Here is a 13,989-nt window from a genome sequence, read left to right on the forward strand (position 1 = left end):
GAGGCCGCGCTGCCGCATCCGATGTGTCGCCTGGCGACGAGGCGGCAGGGGGCGCTGCCCCCTCTTGGCGCCGTGCGCCAATTCACCCCCGAGGTATTTTGAAACCAGAGAAGACAGGAGCGCCCGTGTCTTCTCTTCGTCAAAAATACTCCCGCCGGAGGCAGGCCGGGCGGCGGGGCCGGGCGCGGCCTCAGGCGTCGCCGCTGCGGGTGGCGGTCAACTCGATCAGCACCTCGACCTCGAAGCCGAGCTGGCCGGGATCGCCCATGTTGTCGCCGATGCCGTAGTTGCGGCGGTCGAGCGTGGTGCGGCCTTCCATGCGGGCGGTGTCGCCGTCGAGGGTCAGCTGGAAGGGCAGGGTGACCGGGACTTCGGCGCCCTTGAGCGTCAGCCTGCCCTGCGCCTCGTAGCCATCGGCGACATTGAGGATGTCGGCGTTGAAGCTGGCGGTGGGGAAGTCGTTCGCGGCGAAGAAATCCGCACCGAGCGCCTGGCTGGTGACCGAGCCGAGCGTCAGTGAGGGGATGGAGATGGTCACCTCGACCTCGCCGGCCTTTCCGGGCGCGTCCTGCGGCTCGAAGGCGATCGCCGCGGTCCAGTCGGCGAAGCTGCCGGTGACCTCGGAGCCCATCTGAACCAGGCTGATCGAGAGCGTGCCCTCCTGCACCTGCCAGTCCGAGGCGGCTTGTTCCAGCGCCGGCGCGTCGCCACGCTCTTCGTTGCTGAAATACCCCGCCGCTGCGCCGCCGCCGAGCACCGCGATCCAGGCCGCAAGCGCCAGCACCGCCGGCGCCGCGCCGGCATGGCGCGCACCGGGCTGGCCCGCCGCTGCGCCGTGGGCCATGCGGCGCAGGGTGGCGTCGCGGTCGACCGCGGCGTGCTTGATGGCGCCGGCCACGTGCAGCACCAGCGCGCCCACCAGCAGCCATTGCGCCAGGAAATGCACCGTCGCCATGGTCTCGGCCAACTCCGGCGAATTGGGCACGAAGGGAAGGTTCTGTCCGAAGGGCCACCAGATCGGCGCGAAACCGTCGGTCGCGGCGTGTTCGATCCAGCCCGAGAGCGGCACGATCACCAGCGCCGCGTAGAGCGCCCAGTGCACCGTGTCGGCCAGCGTGGTCTCGGCGCGGCGCTCGGGGTGCAGCGGCACCGGGCGCGGCTGCACGATGGCCCAGACAATCCGCCCCAGCGCCAGCAGGAAGACCGCCACGCCCAGAGTCTTGTGGGCCGAGAACAGCGTCGTCTTCAGCGCGATCTGGTCGGCATCCTGCATCGGCGCCAGGTGGGCGAGCCAGCCCAGCGGGATCATCAGGAGGATTCCGAGCGCGATCAGCCAGTGAAAGAGACGCGCGAGGCTGCCGTAAGAGGTGGCGGTGTTGGCGAGGGGCATCCGGGGCTCCTGTCGGGGTGTGTGCTTCCCCCTAACTAGCCTCGCTGCGCCGCGGCGCAATTGCGGAGCCGCGCACAGCGCTCGTGCGTGAGCGTTGCGAAGCCGCGGCAACGGCGCTAAGGGAGGCCCCCAACGGCACGGCAGACGTGCGCAAACCGCAACCTTTGGGAGGACCGCAGATGTCCCGAGCATTCATTTTCCCCGGCCAGGGCGCACAGGCGATCGGCATGGGCAAGGCGCTGGCCGAGGCCTACCCGGCGGCGCGCGCGGTGTTCGACGAGGTCGACGCGGCGCTCGGCGAGAAGCTCTCGACGCTGATCTGGGAGGGCGAGGCCGAGACGCTGACCCTGACCGAGAACGCCCAGCCGGCGCTGATGGCGACCTCGCTGGCGGCGATGCGCGCGCTCGAGGCCGAGGGCGTCTCGGTTGGCACGGCCAGCTTCGTGGCCGGGCACTCGCTCGGGGAATACTCTGCACTCACCGCCGCCGGCGCGCTCAGCGTCGCCGACGCGGCGCGGCTCCTGCGCACCCGTGGGCGCGCCATGCAGCAGGCAGTGCCGGTCGGCGAGGGCGCCATGGCGGCGCTGCTCGGGCTCGACCTCGCCACTGCACAGGCGGTGGCCTCTGAGGCCGCGCAGGGCGGCGGCGTTTGCGCCGCGGCCAATGACAACGACCCCGCGCAGGTGGTGATCTCGGGCAGCAAGGACGCGGTCGAGCGCGCCGTGGAGATCGCCAAGGCGAAGGGCGCGAAGCGCGCGGTGATGCTGCCGGTGAGCGCGCCGTTCCATTGCGCGCTGATGGCGCCCGCCGCCGAGGTCATGGCCGAGGCGCTGGCGGCGGTCGAGATCGCCGCGCCGAGCGTGCCGCTGGTCGCCAACGTGCGCGCCAGCGCCGTCACCGAGCCGGCCGAGATCCGCGCGCTGCTGGTCGAGCAGGTCACCGGCTCGGTGCGCTGGCGCGAGTCGGTGGAATACATGGTGGCGCAGGGCGTCACCGAGTTCTGGGAGATCGGCGCAGGCAAGGCGCTGACCGGCATGGTGCGCCGCATCCACCGACCTGCGGGCGTCCAGACCGTGGGCACGCCCGAGGATGTCGCCAAGGTGCTGGAAGCGGCCGAGTAAGCCGCGCCCTGCAGCGCGAGGGAGAGCGCCGCGCGGTGCTCTCGCCCTTGCCCTGCGCGCGGGCCGGTGCGATACGCGATCGCAAGCAATGCGAAATGACGGAACTGAGAAGAGAGAGGCAAGCCGAGCCATGTTCGATCTGACTGGAAAATGCGCGCTGATCACCGGGGCCTCCGGCGGCATCGGCGGTGCCATCGCCAAGGCGCTGCACGAGGCCGGCGCCACGGTGGGGCTCTCGGGCACCCGCGAGGCGCCGCTGCAGGCGCTGGCCGAGGAACTGGGCGAGCGGGCGTTCGTGCTGCCCTGCAACCTCTCCGACCCGGAGGCCGTCGCGGCGCTGCCGAAGCAGGCAGCGGAAGCCATGGGCAGCGTCGACATCCTCGTCAACAACGCCGGCATCACCCGCGACAACCTCTTCATGCGGATGTCGGACGAGGAGTGGCAGTCGGTGCTCGACGTCAACCTCACCGCCACCTTCAAGCTCTGCAAGGGCGTGCTGCGCGGCATGATGAAGGCGCGCTGGGGCCGCATCGTCAACATCTCCTCGGTGGTCGGCGCGACCGGCAACCCGGGGCAGGGCAACTACGCCGCCGCCAAGGCCGGCATGGTGGGCATGTCGAAATCGCTGGCCTACGAAGTCGCGTCGCGCGGCATCACCGTCAACGCGGTGGCACCGGGCTTCATCGAGACCGCGATGACCGACAAGCTCAACGATGACCAGAAGGCCGGTATCCTCGGCCAGATCCCCTCGGGCCGCATGGGCAGTGCCGACGAGATCGCCTCGGCGGTGCTCTATCTGGCGAGCCCCGAGGCGGGCTACGTGACCGGCGCGACGCTGCACGTCAACGGCGGCATGGCGATGCTGTAAACGCCGCTTTCATGAGGGGCGGAAAGCATTTGCCAACCCGGCCCCTTATGATATAGGCGCGCAAGGAATGAGGCCCGGGGGTGCGATCCGTCGCACCGCAAGGCCGGACCCGGACCATCCGGGGATGAGGCGCCCGTCACGGGCGAAAATGAGCCACCACCCCGGTGGGGCAAGGGCAGAGAGGGCCGCAGGGCCCGGACAAATGTGAGGACGGAAACATGAGCGATATCCCTGATCGCGTGCGCAAGATCGTTGTCGAGCATCTCGGCGTTGAAGAAGACAAGGTGACCGAGAGCGCCTCGTTCATCGACGATCTGGGCGCAGACAGCCTCGACACCGTCGAGCTGGTCATGGCCTTCGAAGAAGAGTTCGGCATCGAGATCCCGGACGACGCCGCCGAGACCATCCAGACCTTCGGCGACGCGGTCAAGTTCATCAAGGAAGCGTCGTAAGCGACGCCTCCGGACCGACCGGAAGTCATCGAGCGGCGTCCCCCGGGGCGCCGTTTTCTTTTGCGCGGTGCTGCCATTCGGGATGCGGCGCGAGACCCGGCGGCAATGGGGGCGCTGCCCCCGCCCGCGCGATGCGCGGACTCCCCCGAGGTATTTGGAAACCAGAGAAGGCAAGGGCACGGCGCCCCTGTTTCTCTTCGTCAAAAATACTCCCGCCGGAGGCAGGCCGTCGATCGCGGCCGGGTGCCGGTCAGGGGCAAAAGCGCGAAGGGCGGGCATGAAAAAGGCGCGGGCCCCGGAGAGCGCCGCGCCTGAGATCGGTCCGTCAGAGGACGGCGGGTCGTCAGCCGTCGAAATCGACCTCTTCGATGATCCGCAGCGCGTCGGCGCGCAGGTCGGCCAGCTCCATCAGGTTGACGTCGTCGGCCTCGAAGCTGCCCCAGCCGGTAACCAGCGCGTCGGCCTCGGTGCCGGGCGCGATCGGGTACTCGTAATTGGCGTGGGCATAGATTTCCTGCGCCTCGGGCTGGGTCAGGAATTCCATCATCTTCAGCGCGTTCTCGCGGTTCGGGGCGGATTTGGTCATCGCCACGCCGGAGATGTTCACATGGGTGCCGGCGCCCTCGAATTCGGGGAACAGCACGTTGACCGAGTCGGCCCAGGCCTTCTGCTCGTCATCGTTGACCATCTGGCCCATGTAGTAGGTGTTGCCCAGCGAGATGTCGCATTCGCCGGACCAGATCGCCTTGACCTGGGCGCGGTCGTTGCCCTGCGGCTTGCGCGCGAGGTTGGATTTCACCCCCTCGAGCCAGGCCTTGGTCTCTTCCTCGCCGTGGTGGTGCAGCATCGCCGAGACCAGCGCGACATTGTAGGGGTGGGTGCCGGAGCGGGTGCAGATGCGGCCCTGCCACTTGGGATCGGCGAGATCCTCGTAGGTGGTGACCTCGGACGGGTCGACCCGGTCCTTGGAGGCGTAGACGATGCGCGCCCGCGTGGTCAGGCCGAACCAGTGGCCCTCGGGATCGCGGTACTGCTCGGGGACGTTGGCATTCAGCACGTCGCTTTCCACCGCCTGGGTCACGCCGGCATTCACGATCGCCGAAAGGCGCGAGATGTCCACGGTGAAGACCAGGTCGGCGGGCGAGCGGTCGCCCTCGGCCTGAAGGCGTTCGACCATGCCCTTGTCGAGGAAGGCCACGTTGACGTCGATGCCGGTGGCCTCGGTGAAGGCATCGGTCAGCGGCGCCAGCAGTTCCGGCTGGCGATAGGAATAGAGGTTCACCTCTTCGGCCAGTGCCGGGCTCGTCGCGGCGATCAGGGCAAGGGCGGTGGTTGCAAGGCGCATATATCGGTCTCCCATGAGTGCGGATTGCAGGTGGCGCGCACTTAATCTGATCGTTTTGGTCGGGTCAATGGCCGACTCTTCCTCTCAGGTTTTTTCCGCCTTCTCGCGCGCCTTGGCCGCGTCCCAGAGCGAGTCCATCTCGGCGAGATCGCTGTCTTCTGGGCGCTTGCCTTGCTCGGCCAGCGCCGCCTCGATGGACGCGAAGCGCCGGGTGAACTTGGCATTGGCGGAGCGCAGCGCGGCCTCGGGGTCGATCTCGAGGTGTCGCGCGAGGTTGGCCATGACGAAGAGCAGGTCGCCGAACTCTTCCTCCACGTGGTCGGGATCGCTGGCCTCGCGCAGCTCCTGCGCCTCCTCGACGATCTTGTCGATGACCTCGTCGGTGGAGGGCCAGTCAAACCCCACCCGGGCGGCGCGCTTCTGCAGCTTCACCGCGCGCAGCAGCGCCGGAAGTCCCAGCGCCACACCGTCGAGCACGCCCTTCTCGGCGCGGGCGGCGCGCTCCTCGGCCTTGATCGCCTCCCAGTCGGAGACCTGCTGCTCGGGCGACTTGGCGTTCGACTCGTCGCCGAACACATGCGGGTGCCGTGCCACCATCTTGTCCGACATGGTGTCGGCCACCTCGTCGAAGGTGAAGAGGCCGCGCTCGCTCGCCATCTGGGCGTGGAACACCGACTGGAACAGCAGGTCGCCCAGCTCGCCCTTGAGCTCGCCCCAGGCCTCGCGCTCGATGGCGTCGGCGACCTCGTAGGCTTCCTCGATGGTGTAGGGCGCGATGGTGGCGAAATCCTGCGCGACGTCCCACGGGCAGCCGGTCTCGGGATCGCGCAGCCGGCGCATGATCTCCAAGAGGCGCGGCATGCCGCCCTTGGGATCGTGGATCAGGTCATGCGCCGCTGCGTCGCTCTGCGTGTCGCTCATGGACTTCCCCTGCGTTTCGGTATTGGGTGCAGTCCTGCGCCAAGGAAGCCCCGGAGTCCACCCATGCCCATCGTCAACCGCATCGCCGATTACGCCGAGGAGATGAAGACCTGGCGGCGGCACCTGCACCGCAACCCCGAGCTCAGCCTCGATTGCCACCAGACTGCGGCTTTCGTGGTCGAGCGCCTGCGCGAGTTCGGCATCACCGAGATCCACGAGGGCATCGCGGAGAGCGGCGTGGTGGCGATCGTCGAGGGGCAGGGCGACGGGCCGGTGACCGGCCTGCGCGCCGACATGGACGCGCTGCCGATGGACGAGGAGACTGGCGCGGAATACGCTTCGGAGGTGCCGGGCAAGATGCATGCCTGTGGCCATGACGGCCACACCGCGATGCTGCTCGGGGCCGCGAAATACCTTGCCGAGACGCGCAACTTCGCCGGAAAGGTGGCGCTGATCTTCCAGCCGGCGGAAGAGACCATCGGCGGCGGCCGCATCATGGTCGAGGAAGGCATCATGGAGCGCTTCGGGATCGAGCAGGTCTACGCGCTGCACACCGATCCCTCGCGCCCGCTGGGCGAGATCGCCACGCGGCCCGGCCCGCTGATGGCGGCGGTCGACGATTTCGAGCTGCGGCTGACCGGGCGCGGCGGCCACGCCGCCCATCCCGACACCTGCATCGATCCCATTCCCTGTGCGCTGGCCATCGGGCAGGCGCTGCAGACCGTGCCGTCGCGCAACACCGATCCGCTGGAATCGCTCGTGGTCTCGCTGACCGTGGTGCAGACCGGATCGGCCACCAACGTGATCCCCGAGACCGCCTATCTGGCGGGGACCGTGCGCAGCTTCGATCCCGGCATCCGCGACATGGCGGAGAAACGCATTCGTGAGATCGTTGCCGGTCAGGCGATGGCCTACGGGCTGCGGGCCGAGCTCGACTACCAGCGCAACTACCCGCCGACCATCAACCACGCCGAGCAGACCGCCTTTGCTGTCGAGGTCGCCCGCGAGGTGGTGGCCGAGGTGGTCGACGACAGCGTGCCCTCGATGGGGGCCGAGGATTTCTCCTACATGCTCGAGGCGCGCCCCGGCGCGTTCCTCTATCTCGGGCAGGGCGAGGGGCCGTTCTGCCACCATCCGAAATTCGATTTCAACGACGAGGCGGCGCCAATCGGGGCGAGCTTTTTCGTCAAGCTGGTCGAGGCGCGGCAGCCCTTGAAGCGCTGAGCGCTTTGAGGTTCGATGACCAAAAGCGGGATCGGGGGACCCCGCGAAGGAGGGCGACATGCCAGTGATCAATTCCATCGCCGCCGAGGCCGAGACGCTGAAGGCGTGGCGCCGGCACCTGCATCAGCATCCGGAGCTGCTTTTCGATTGCGTCAAGACCGCCGGTTTCGTGGTCGAGCAGCTCGAGAGCTTCGGCATCGACGAGATCCATACCGGCATCGCCCAGACCGGCGTGGTGGCGATCATCGAGGGGCGCGAGCCCGGGCGCACCATCGGCCTGCGCGCTGACATGGACGCGCTGCCGATGGAGGATCTCTCGGGCACCGCGCACGCCTCCAAAGTGCCCGGCATGGCGCATACCTGCGGCCATGACGGCCACACCACCATGCTGCTGGGCGCCGCCAAGTATCTCGCGGAGACCCGCAACTTCGCCGGCCGCGTGGCGCTGCTGTTCCAGCCCGCCGAAGAGGGCGGCGGCGGCGGCAGGGTGATGGTCGAGGAGGGCATCATGGACCGCTTCGACATCGAGGAGGTCTACGGCATCCACAATGCGCCGGGCGAGCCCGAGGGCCATCTCGTCACCGCGCCGGGCCCGCTGATGGCCTCGGCCGACGAGTTCCGCATCGATATCGAGGGCGTCGGCGGCCACGGCGCCGAGCCGCAGGAGAGCAGCGATCCCATCCCGGCGGCCTCGGCCATGGTGATGGCGTTGCAGAGCATCGTCAGCCGCAATGTCTCGGCCATCGACAAGCTTGTGGTCTCGGTGACGCAGATCCACGCTGGCACCGCGCATAACATCATCCCCGGCACCGCGTTCCTCGCTGGCACCGTGCGCAGTTTCCGCCCCGAGATCCGCGACCTCGCCGAGAAGCGCCTGCGCGAGATCGCCGAGATGCAGGCGCAGGTCTTTGGCTGCACCGCGACCGTCACCTACGAGCGCGGCTACCCGCCGACGGTGAACCATGCCGCGCAGACCCGCTTCGCGGCCGAGGTGGCGCGCGAGGTTGTGGGGCCCGAGAACGTGCGCGACGATATCGACCCGATCATGCCGGCGGAGGATTTCGCCTACATGCTCGAGGCGCGCCCCGGTGCCTACCTGTTCCTCGGACAGGGCGACACGCCGAACTGCCATCACCCGAAATACGATTTCAACGACGCCATCGCCCCGATCGGCGCGAGCTTCTTCGCGCGGCTGATCGAGACCGCGCTGCCGCTCAAGAGCTGACTGACGAGCCGACAAGGGAAAGCCGAGGACCATCATGGCGCTGGAAGACGCAAAGACCCAGATCGATCACGCCTTCACCCGCGAGGAGCTGAAGGGGGCGAGCTTCGAGAACGTGTTCGGCGGCGCCGCCTCGTTCCTGCGGCGCAAGTACACCAAGGACCTGCACGGCGTCGATATCGCGGTGACCGGCGTGCCCTTCGATCAGGCGGTGACCAACCGCAGCGGAACGCGGCTGGGGCCGCGGGCGATCCGCGAGGCCTCGCTCCTGCAGCCCTGCGATGCGCCCTATGGCTGGGGCTATGACGTGCTCAGCGAATTCGCCATCGCCGATTACGGCGATCTGGCCTTTGACTATGCCAATGTCCCGGCCTTTCCGGCGACGCTGGAGGCGCACGCGACGGGCATCCTCGAGCAGGGCGCGGCGATGATCACGCTGGGCGGCGATCACTCGATCACCCTGCCGCTCCTGAAGGCGCACGCGGCCAAGTACGGCCCGCTCAGCGTCATCCAGTTCGACGCCCATACCGACACCTGGGCCGATGACGATTTCGACCGCATCGATCACGGCACCTTCATGTACAAGGCCGTCAAGCTCGGGCTGGTGGATCCGAAGCGCTCGGTGCAGATCGGCATCCGCACCGACAATCCCGATCCGCTGGGCTTTCACATCCTCGATGCGCGCGCGGTGCACGGGCAGGGGCACGAGGCCATCGTGGCGCAGGCCAAGGCCATCGTCGGCGACAACCCGGTCTATCTCACCTTCGACATCGACGCGCTCGACCCGGCCTTTGCGCCGGGCACCGGCACGCCGGTCTGGGGCGGACTGACCAGCCATCAGGCGGCGGTGATGCTGCGCGGGCTGGCAGGGATCGACCTGAAGGGCGGCGACGTGGTCGAGGTCTCTCCGCCCTTCGACACCACCGGCGCCACCGCCATCGCAGGCGCGCATGTGGCGACCGAGTTGCTCTGCCTCTGGGGCTGGACGCGGCGCTGAGCCGTGCGCGACATACCGCGAACGTGAGCCCGCCGGCCTTTTCCTGCCGGCGGAATCATGGGAACAGGAGGCCGCCCGTGTGTTGGGCGGTCCGTGCCGAGTGTGCCGGACGCCAGCCGCGGTCCGGGATCTGTTCCGACCCACCCGCAAGACCCGAAAGGACCGGTCTCCGTGCGTAAGATATTCTGGCTCATCGTGCTTGTCGTCATCGGCGGTCTGGCCTGGATCCGGCTCGCCCCCTCCGACCCCGAGGTCTGGCATGTGGATCCCAAGGTCTCGGCCGACCAGGATCTCGCCCACGGCGTCCGCCGCCGGGTGCCGGGCGACGAGGCGATGTTCTCCGCGCTGCACCGCGCCATCCTCGAGACCCCGCGCACCGAGGTGCTCTCGGGCAGCCCCGACGAGGGCCGCGTGACCTATCTCACGCGCTCGCAATGGATGGGCTTTCCCGATTACACCACCGTGCAGCTGAATGACGGCTTCCTCGAGCTTTACGGCCGCCAGCGCTTTGGTCAGTCCGACATGGGCGTCAACAAGGCCCGCGTCGACGGCTGGCTGGCGCAGCTCGACACCGGGGAGTGAGCCGGGGCCACGGAGGCCAGACGGAAATCTCGCCCGGCACGATCTGCCGCCCTTGACCCGCCGATGGTTTCGGGGAAGACAGTTGCGCCATGATCCCCTCTGACCGTCTTCAGCAAATTCGTGAACGTTTCGAGTATCTCGAGGCCCGCATGGCCGAGGGATCGGGCGACATCGCCGCCCTTGGCCGGGAATATGCCGAGCTCAAGCCCGTGGTCGACCAGATCCATGACTGGACCAGCCTGCAGGCCGATCTCGCCGAGGCCGAGGCGATGCTCGACGATCCCGAGATGAAGGAGCTGGCCGAGGAGGAGCTTCCCGCCCTGCGCGCCCGGCTGCCCGAGGCCGAGAAGGCGCTGCAGCTGGCGCTTTTGCCCAAGGATGCCGCCGACGCCCGCCCCGCAATGCTCGAGATCCGCCCCGGCACCGGCGGCGAGGAGGCGGCGCTCTTCGCCGGCGATCTGGCGCGCATGTATCAGCGCTACGCCGAGGCGCGCGGCTGGCGCTGGGAGGTGATCGAGGAGCAGCCCACCGAGCTTGGCGGTTTGCGCGAGCTGGTGGTTCGGATCGAGGGCGACAACGTCTTCGCGCGGCTGAAATACGAATCCGGCGTGCACCGCGTCCAGCGCGTCCCCGAGACCGAGAGCGGCGGCCGTATCCACACCTCCGCCGCCACCGTGGCGGTGCTGCCCGAGGCCGAGGCGGTGGATATCGACATCGCCGCGAACGACATCCGCATCGACACCATGCGCGCGTCCGGTGCCGGCGGCCAGCACGTCAACACCACCGACTCGGCGGTGCGCATCACCCACATTCCCACGGGTATCGTGGTGACCAGCTCGGAGAAATCCCAGCACCGCAACCGCGAGATCGCGATGAACGTGCTGCGCACGCGGCTCTTCGACCTCGAGCGCCAGAAGGCCGCCGATGCCCGCGCCTCCGACCGCAAGGCGCAGGTCGGCTCCGGCGACCGCTCGGAGCGCATCCGCACCTACAACTTCCCGCAGGGAAGGATGACCGATCACCGCATCGGCCTGACGCTCTACCGGCTCGAGCAAATCCTCGCCGGCGACATCGACGAGATCATTGACGCGCTCACCGCCGACGCCCAGGCCGCCCAGCTCGCCGAGATGGGCACGTGACCGGCTCCGCGCTGCTGGCGGCGGCCACGCGGCGTCTGGCCGAGGCCGGCATTCCCGATCCCGGCCGCGACGCGCGCCGCCTGCTGGCGCATGTGCTCAAGGTGCCGCCGGGGCGGCTTACGCTGTTCCTGCCCGACCCGGTCGAAAGCGAGCATGAGCTGCTCTTCAATGCGGTGATCGAGAGCCGCGCGGCGCGCGTCCCGGTTTCGCATCTCACCGGACGGCGCCAGTTCTACGGCCGCGAGTTCCTCGTCACCCCCGAGGTGCTCGACCCGCGCCCCGAGACCGAGATACTGATCGAGGCGGCGCTGGCCGGCCCGTTCTCCCGGGTGCTCGATCTCGGCACCGGCTCGGGCTGCATCCTGCTGACCCTGCTGGCCGAACGCGAGGGCGCCACCGGCATCGGCACGGATCTGTCGCAGGAGGCGCTCGAAGTGGCATTCTGGAACCGCAACGCGCTCAGGCTCGAGGCGCGCGCGGCGCTGGCCCGCGGTGACTGGTTCGGCGCGCTGGGAGAGGATGACCGCGAGCGCTTCGACCTGATCGTGTCGAACCCGCCCTATATCGCGCTCGACGAGATGACGGGGCTGTCGCCGGAGGTCCGTGATCACGAGCCGCGCATGGCGCTGACCGACGAGGGCGACGGGCTCACCGCCTATCGCCGCATTGCCGCCGGCGCGCCGGCGCATCTGCTGCCGGGCGGGCGGCTGATGGTCGAGATCGGCCCCAGCCAGGGGGGCGCCGTGGCCGACCTGTTCCGCGATGTCGGGCTGTCGGAGGTGGCGGTGATCGCCGATCTCGACGGGCGCGACCGCGTCGTCGTCGGCCGGACCGCGGCGGTCTGACCCCCGGATAAGAGCAACTTTCAGCGGTTTTCTTTGCGGTTTCGAGATTTTCCCTTGTTTCCGCAGCCCTGACATGGTTAGCAGGTGGGGTCGGTCCGGTGGATGCCTCTGGCGGTCCCGCCCGACGTCAACCCAACATTGATGTGACCCCGCACACGATGGCGCCAGAGGCGCCGCAGGGTCACAGGGACAGTCAGACACAAGGCTGATAGCAGAACAGATGCGATCCTCGAAATCCCGTTCGCGGTCGAAGAACAACCGCAACCGCAACTCGCTGGGCAACGTCGTCAACCGTGTGTTCGACAGCAACGGCCCCGAGGGCAAGGTGCGCGGCACGCCGCAGCAGATCATCGACAAGTACAACCAGCTGGCCCGCGACGCGGCGCTCGGCAATGACCGGGTCGCGGCGGAGAATTTCCAGCAGCACGCCGAGCATTACCTGCGCATGCTCTCGGAAGCGCAGCGCGAGGTCGAGGCCAAGCGCGAGCAGCAGGAGCGCGAGAACCGCGAGCGCCAGGCGCAACGCGACAAGGACCGCGCCGAGCGTGACGCCCAGAAGCGCGACGACCGTGACGAGCGCGAGGGCAGCCAGCAGGAGAGCGGCCAGGGCGAGCAGCCGCAGCCGCGCGCGGAGCAGCGCTCCGAGCCGCAGCCCGCCGCGCAGGACGATGTCATCGACATGAGCGAGGGCGAGGAGTCCGGCCTGGTCGAGACCCCGGAGAACCGTTCGGCCCCGCAGCCGGCACCCGCCGAGGAAAAGCCCAAGCGCACCCGCCGCAGCCCGCGCAAGAAGGCCGAGCCGGCCGCCGAGGGCGAGGGTGGCGAGAAGCCCGAGAAGAAGCCGCGCAGCCGCAAGCCGGCCAGCGACGAGGCTCCGACGCCCGACGCCGCCGAGTAAGCCGCGCTCCGCTTGAAAATGAAAAAGACGCCATGTCCGAGCCCGGGCATGGCGTCTTTTGTTGTGCGTTGAGCAAGCGGCCCGCCGCTGTCGGGCCAACTCAGGCCAGGGCGCGGGCCAGGGCGCAGAACTGCTCGAGCGAGACCTGTTCGGCGCGCTCGGTGGGGGCGATGCCGGCCGCTTCGAGCCGGTCCTCGATATCCGGCGCCAGCCCCTTCAGCGCGGCGCGCAGCATCTTGCGGCGTTGGTTGAAGGCGGCGGCCACCACGCGTTCGAGCACCGCGCGCTCGGCCGGGAAGCGCGGCTCGGGCAGGGCGCGCAGATGCACCACCGCCGACGAGACCTTGGGGGGCGGGGTGAAGGCGCCCGGCGGCAGGCTGAGCACGATGCGCGCCTCGGCGCGCCACTGCGCCAGCACCGCGAGTCGGCCATAGGCCTTGGATCCCGGCTGCGCCACGATGCGCTCGGCGACCTCGCGCTGGAACATCAGCGTCAGGGTCTGCCAGAACGGCGGCCAGCCCTCCGGGGTCAGCCAGCGCACCAGCAGCTCGGTGCCGACATTGTAGGGCAGGTTGGCGCAGACCGCGATCGGCGGCGTCAGATGCGCCAGCGGGTCGATTTGCAGCGCGTCGCCCGAGATCACCTCGAGCTTGCCGGGATAGGCCTCGGCCACCTCCTGCAGCGCCGGCAGGCAGCGCGTGTCCTTCTCGATCGCCAGCACCTTGCGCGCGCCCTCGGCCAGGAGACCGCGGGTAAGCCCGCCCGGGCCCGGCCCGATCTCGAGCACGTCCATGCCCGACAGATCCCCGGCCTGCCGCGCGATCTTGGCGGTCAGGTTGAGATCGAGCAGGAAGTTCTGCCCCAGCGATTTCTTCGCCGAAAGCCCGTGCGAGGCGATTACCTCGCGCAGCGGAGGAAGCCCGTCGATGGCGCTCATGTCTTCTCTGGTTCCAAAATACCTCGGAGGAGTCCGCCCCCGGCGGAC

At 68.9% G+C, this 13,989-nt stretch carries 14 protein-coding genes; 10 read left to right on the forward strand and 4 right to left on the reverse strand.

Annotation, left to right across the window (positions count from 1 at the left end; translation table 11 throughout):
• Positions 1-190 precede the first annotated feature (190 nt).
• On the reverse strand, positions 191-1,390 hold the full coding sequence (locus tag KUV62_RS18120) for a cytochrome b/b6 domain-containing protein (RefSeq protein WP_222605135.1): 1,200 nt from the start codon (positions 1,388-1,390) through the stop codon (positions 191-193).
• Between the two features lie 179 nt (positions 1,391-1,569).
• Between KUV62_RS18120 and fabD the strand changes: the two genes are divergently transcribed.
• The 3 genes from fabD to KUV62_RS18135 all read left to right on the forward strand — a co-directional run bounded on the left by fabD (position 1,570) and on the right by KUV62_RS18135 (position 3,831).
• Positions 1,570-2,511 (forward strand): ACP S-malonyltransferase, encoded by a 942-nt coding sequence (fabD, locus tag KUV62_RS18125; RefSeq protein ID WP_222605136.1) that lies wholly within the window; start codon positions 1,570-1,572, stop codon positions 2,509-2,511.
• Between the two features lie 130 nt (positions 2,512-2,641).
• Positions 2,642-3,379 carry a 3-oxoacyl-ACP reductase FabG gene (gene fabG, locus KUV62_RS18130; protein WP_222605137.1) on the forward strand — a complete coding sequence of 246 codons (738 nt, stop codon included), beginning with the start codon at positions 2,642-2,644 and terminating at the stop codon, positions 3,377-3,379.
• A 218-nt stretch (positions 3,380-3,597) separates the two neighbouring features.
• Positions 3,598-3,831, forward strand: coding sequence for an acyl carrier protein (locus tag KUV62_RS18135; protein WP_007800270.1), 234 nt, complete (start codon positions 3,598-3,600; stop codon positions 3,829-3,831).
• Between the two features lie 343 nt (positions 3,832-4,174).
• Here KUV62_RS18135 and KUV62_RS18140 read toward each other — a convergent pair whose 3' ends face one another.
• Both KUV62_RS18140 and mazG read right to left on the reverse strand, forming a co-directional pair.
• The gene (locus KUV62_RS18140) at positions 4,175-5,176 is read right to left on the reverse strand and encodes a Fe(3+) ABC transporter substrate-binding protein (protein WP_222605138.1); all 1,002 of its coding nucleotides are present in this window, start codon (positions 5,174-5,176) and stop codon (positions 4,175-4,177) included.
• 84 nt (positions 5,177-5,260) lie between these two features.
• Positions 5,261-6,097 carry a nucleoside triphosphate pyrophosphohydrolase gene (gene mazG, locus KUV62_RS18145; RefSeq protein WP_222605139.1) on the reverse strand — a complete coding sequence of 279 codons (837 nt, stop codon included), beginning with the start codon at positions 6,095-6,097 and terminating at the stop codon, positions 5,261-5,263.
• 63 nt (positions 6,098-6,160) lie between these two features.
• Between mazG and KUV62_RS18150 the strand changes: the two genes are divergently transcribed.
• The 7 genes from KUV62_RS18150 (at position 6,161) to KUV62_RS18180 (ending at position 13,004) form a co-directional block, all read left to right on the forward strand.
• On the forward strand, positions 6,161-7,321 hold the full coding sequence (locus KUV62_RS18150) for a M20 aminoacylase family protein (RefSeq protein WP_222605140.1): 1,161 nt from the start codon (positions 6,161-6,163) through the stop codon (positions 7,319-7,321).
• A gap of 58 nt (positions 7,322-7,379) precedes the next feature.
• Positions 7,380-8,546 (forward strand): M20 aminoacylase family protein, encoded by a 1,167-nt coding sequence (locus KUV62_RS18155; RefSeq protein ID WP_222605141.1) that lies wholly within the window; start codon positions 7,380-7,382, stop codon positions 8,544-8,546.
• Positions 8,547-8,580: 34 nt separating this feature from the next.
• Positions 8,581-9,540 carry an agmatinase gene (speB, locus tag KUV62_RS18160; protein WP_222605142.1) on the forward strand — a complete coding sequence of 320 codons (960 nt, stop codon included), beginning with the start codon at positions 8,581-8,583 and terminating at the stop codon, positions 9,538-9,540.
• 171 nt (positions 9,541-9,711) lie between these two features.
• Complete coding sequence (locus KUV62_RS18165) at positions 9,712-10,122, forward strand: DUF1499 domain-containing protein (protein ID WP_222605143.1); 411 nt, start codon at positions 9,712-9,714, stop codon at positions 10,120-10,122.
• Between the two features lie 89 nt (positions 10,123-10,211).
• Positions 10,212-11,261, forward strand: a complete 1,050-nt coding sequence (gene prfA / locus KUV62_RS18170) for a peptide chain release factor 1 (protein WP_222605144.1) — start codon at positions 10,212-10,214, stop codon at positions 11,259-11,261.
• On the forward strand, positions 11,258-12,106 hold the full coding sequence (gene prmC / locus KUV62_RS18175; RefSeq protein ID WP_222605145.1) for a peptide chain release factor N(5)-glutamine methyltransferase: 849 nt from the start codon (positions 11,258-11,260) through the stop codon (positions 12,104-12,106). The genes prfA and prmC overlap by 4 nt, the downstream gene beginning before the upstream one ends.
• 220 nt (positions 12,107-12,326) lie before the next feature.
• Complete coding sequence (locus KUV62_RS18180; protein WP_222605146.1) at positions 12,327-13,004, forward strand: DUF4167 domain-containing protein; 678 nt, start codon at positions 12,327-12,329, stop codon at positions 13,002-13,004.
• A 100-nt stretch (positions 13,005-13,104) separates the two neighbouring features.
• On the opposite strand, the gene rsmA is transcribed toward KUV62_RS18180, so the two are convergent.
• Positions 13,105-13,941 (reverse strand): 16S rRNA (adenine(1518)-N(6)/adenine(1519)-N(6))-dimethyltransferase RsmA, encoded by an 837-nt coding sequence (rsmA, locus tag KUV62_RS18185; protein WP_222605147.1) that lies wholly within the window; start codon positions 13,939-13,941, stop codon positions 13,105-13,107.
• Positions 13,942-13,989: the final 48 nt, after the last annotated feature.

This window comes from Salipiger bermudensis, assembly GCF_019801965.1.
In the GTDB taxonomy this organism is placed as follows: Bacteria; Pseudomonadota; Alphaproteobacteria; order Rhodobacterales; family Rhodobacteraceae; genus Salipiger; species Salipiger bermudensis_A.

Excerpts from the sequence above, each read along its gene's own strand:
- prfA (WP_222605144.1), top strand. The coding sequence starts at position 10,212 with ATGATCCCCTCTGACCGTCTTCAGCAAATTCGTGAACGTTTCGAGTAT.
- mazG (WP_222605139.1), bottom strand. The coding sequence starts at position 6,097 with ATGAGCGACACGCAGAGCGACGCAGCGGCGCATGACCTGATCCACGAT.
- speB (WP_222605142.1), top strand. The coding sequence starts at position 8,581 with ATGGCGCTGGAAGACGCAAAGACCCAGATCGATCACGCCTTCACCCGC.
- KUV62_RS18155 (WP_222605141.1), top strand. The coding sequence starts at position 7,380 with ATGCCAGTGATCAATTCCATCGCCGCCGAGGCCGAGACGCTGAAGGCG.
- KUV62_RS18135 (WP_007800270.1), top strand. The coding sequence starts at position 3,598 with ATGAGCGATATCCCTGATCGCGTGCGCAAGATCGTTGTCGAGCATCTC.
- KUV62_RS18120 (WP_222605135.1), bottom strand. The coding sequence starts at position 1,390 with ATGCCCCTCGCCAACACCGCCACCTCTTACGGCAGCCTCGCGCGTCTC.
- KUV62_RS18140 (WP_222605138.1), bottom strand. The coding sequence starts at position 5,176 with ATGCGCCTTGCAACCACCGCCCTTGCCCTGATCGCCGCGACGAGCCCG.
- rsmA (WP_222605147.1), bottom strand. The coding sequence starts at position 13,941 with ATGAGCGCCATCGACGGGCTTCCTCCGCTGCGCGAGGTAATCGCCTCG.
- fabD (WP_222605136.1), top strand. The coding sequence starts at position 1,570 with ATGTCCCGAGCATTCATTTTCCCCGGCCAGGGCGCACAGGCGATCGGC.
- KUV62_RS18150 (WP_222605140.1), top strand. The coding sequence starts at position 6,161 with ATGCCCATCGTCAACCGCATCGCCGATTACGCCGAGGAGATGAAGACC.
- fabG (WP_222605137.1), top strand. The coding sequence starts at position 2,642 with ATGTTCGATCTGACTGGAAAATGCGCGCTGATCACCGGGGCCTCCGGC.
- KUV62_RS18180 (WP_222605146.1), top strand. The coding sequence starts at position 12,327 with ATGCGATCCTCGAAATCCCGTTCGCGGTCGAAGAACAACCGCAACCGC.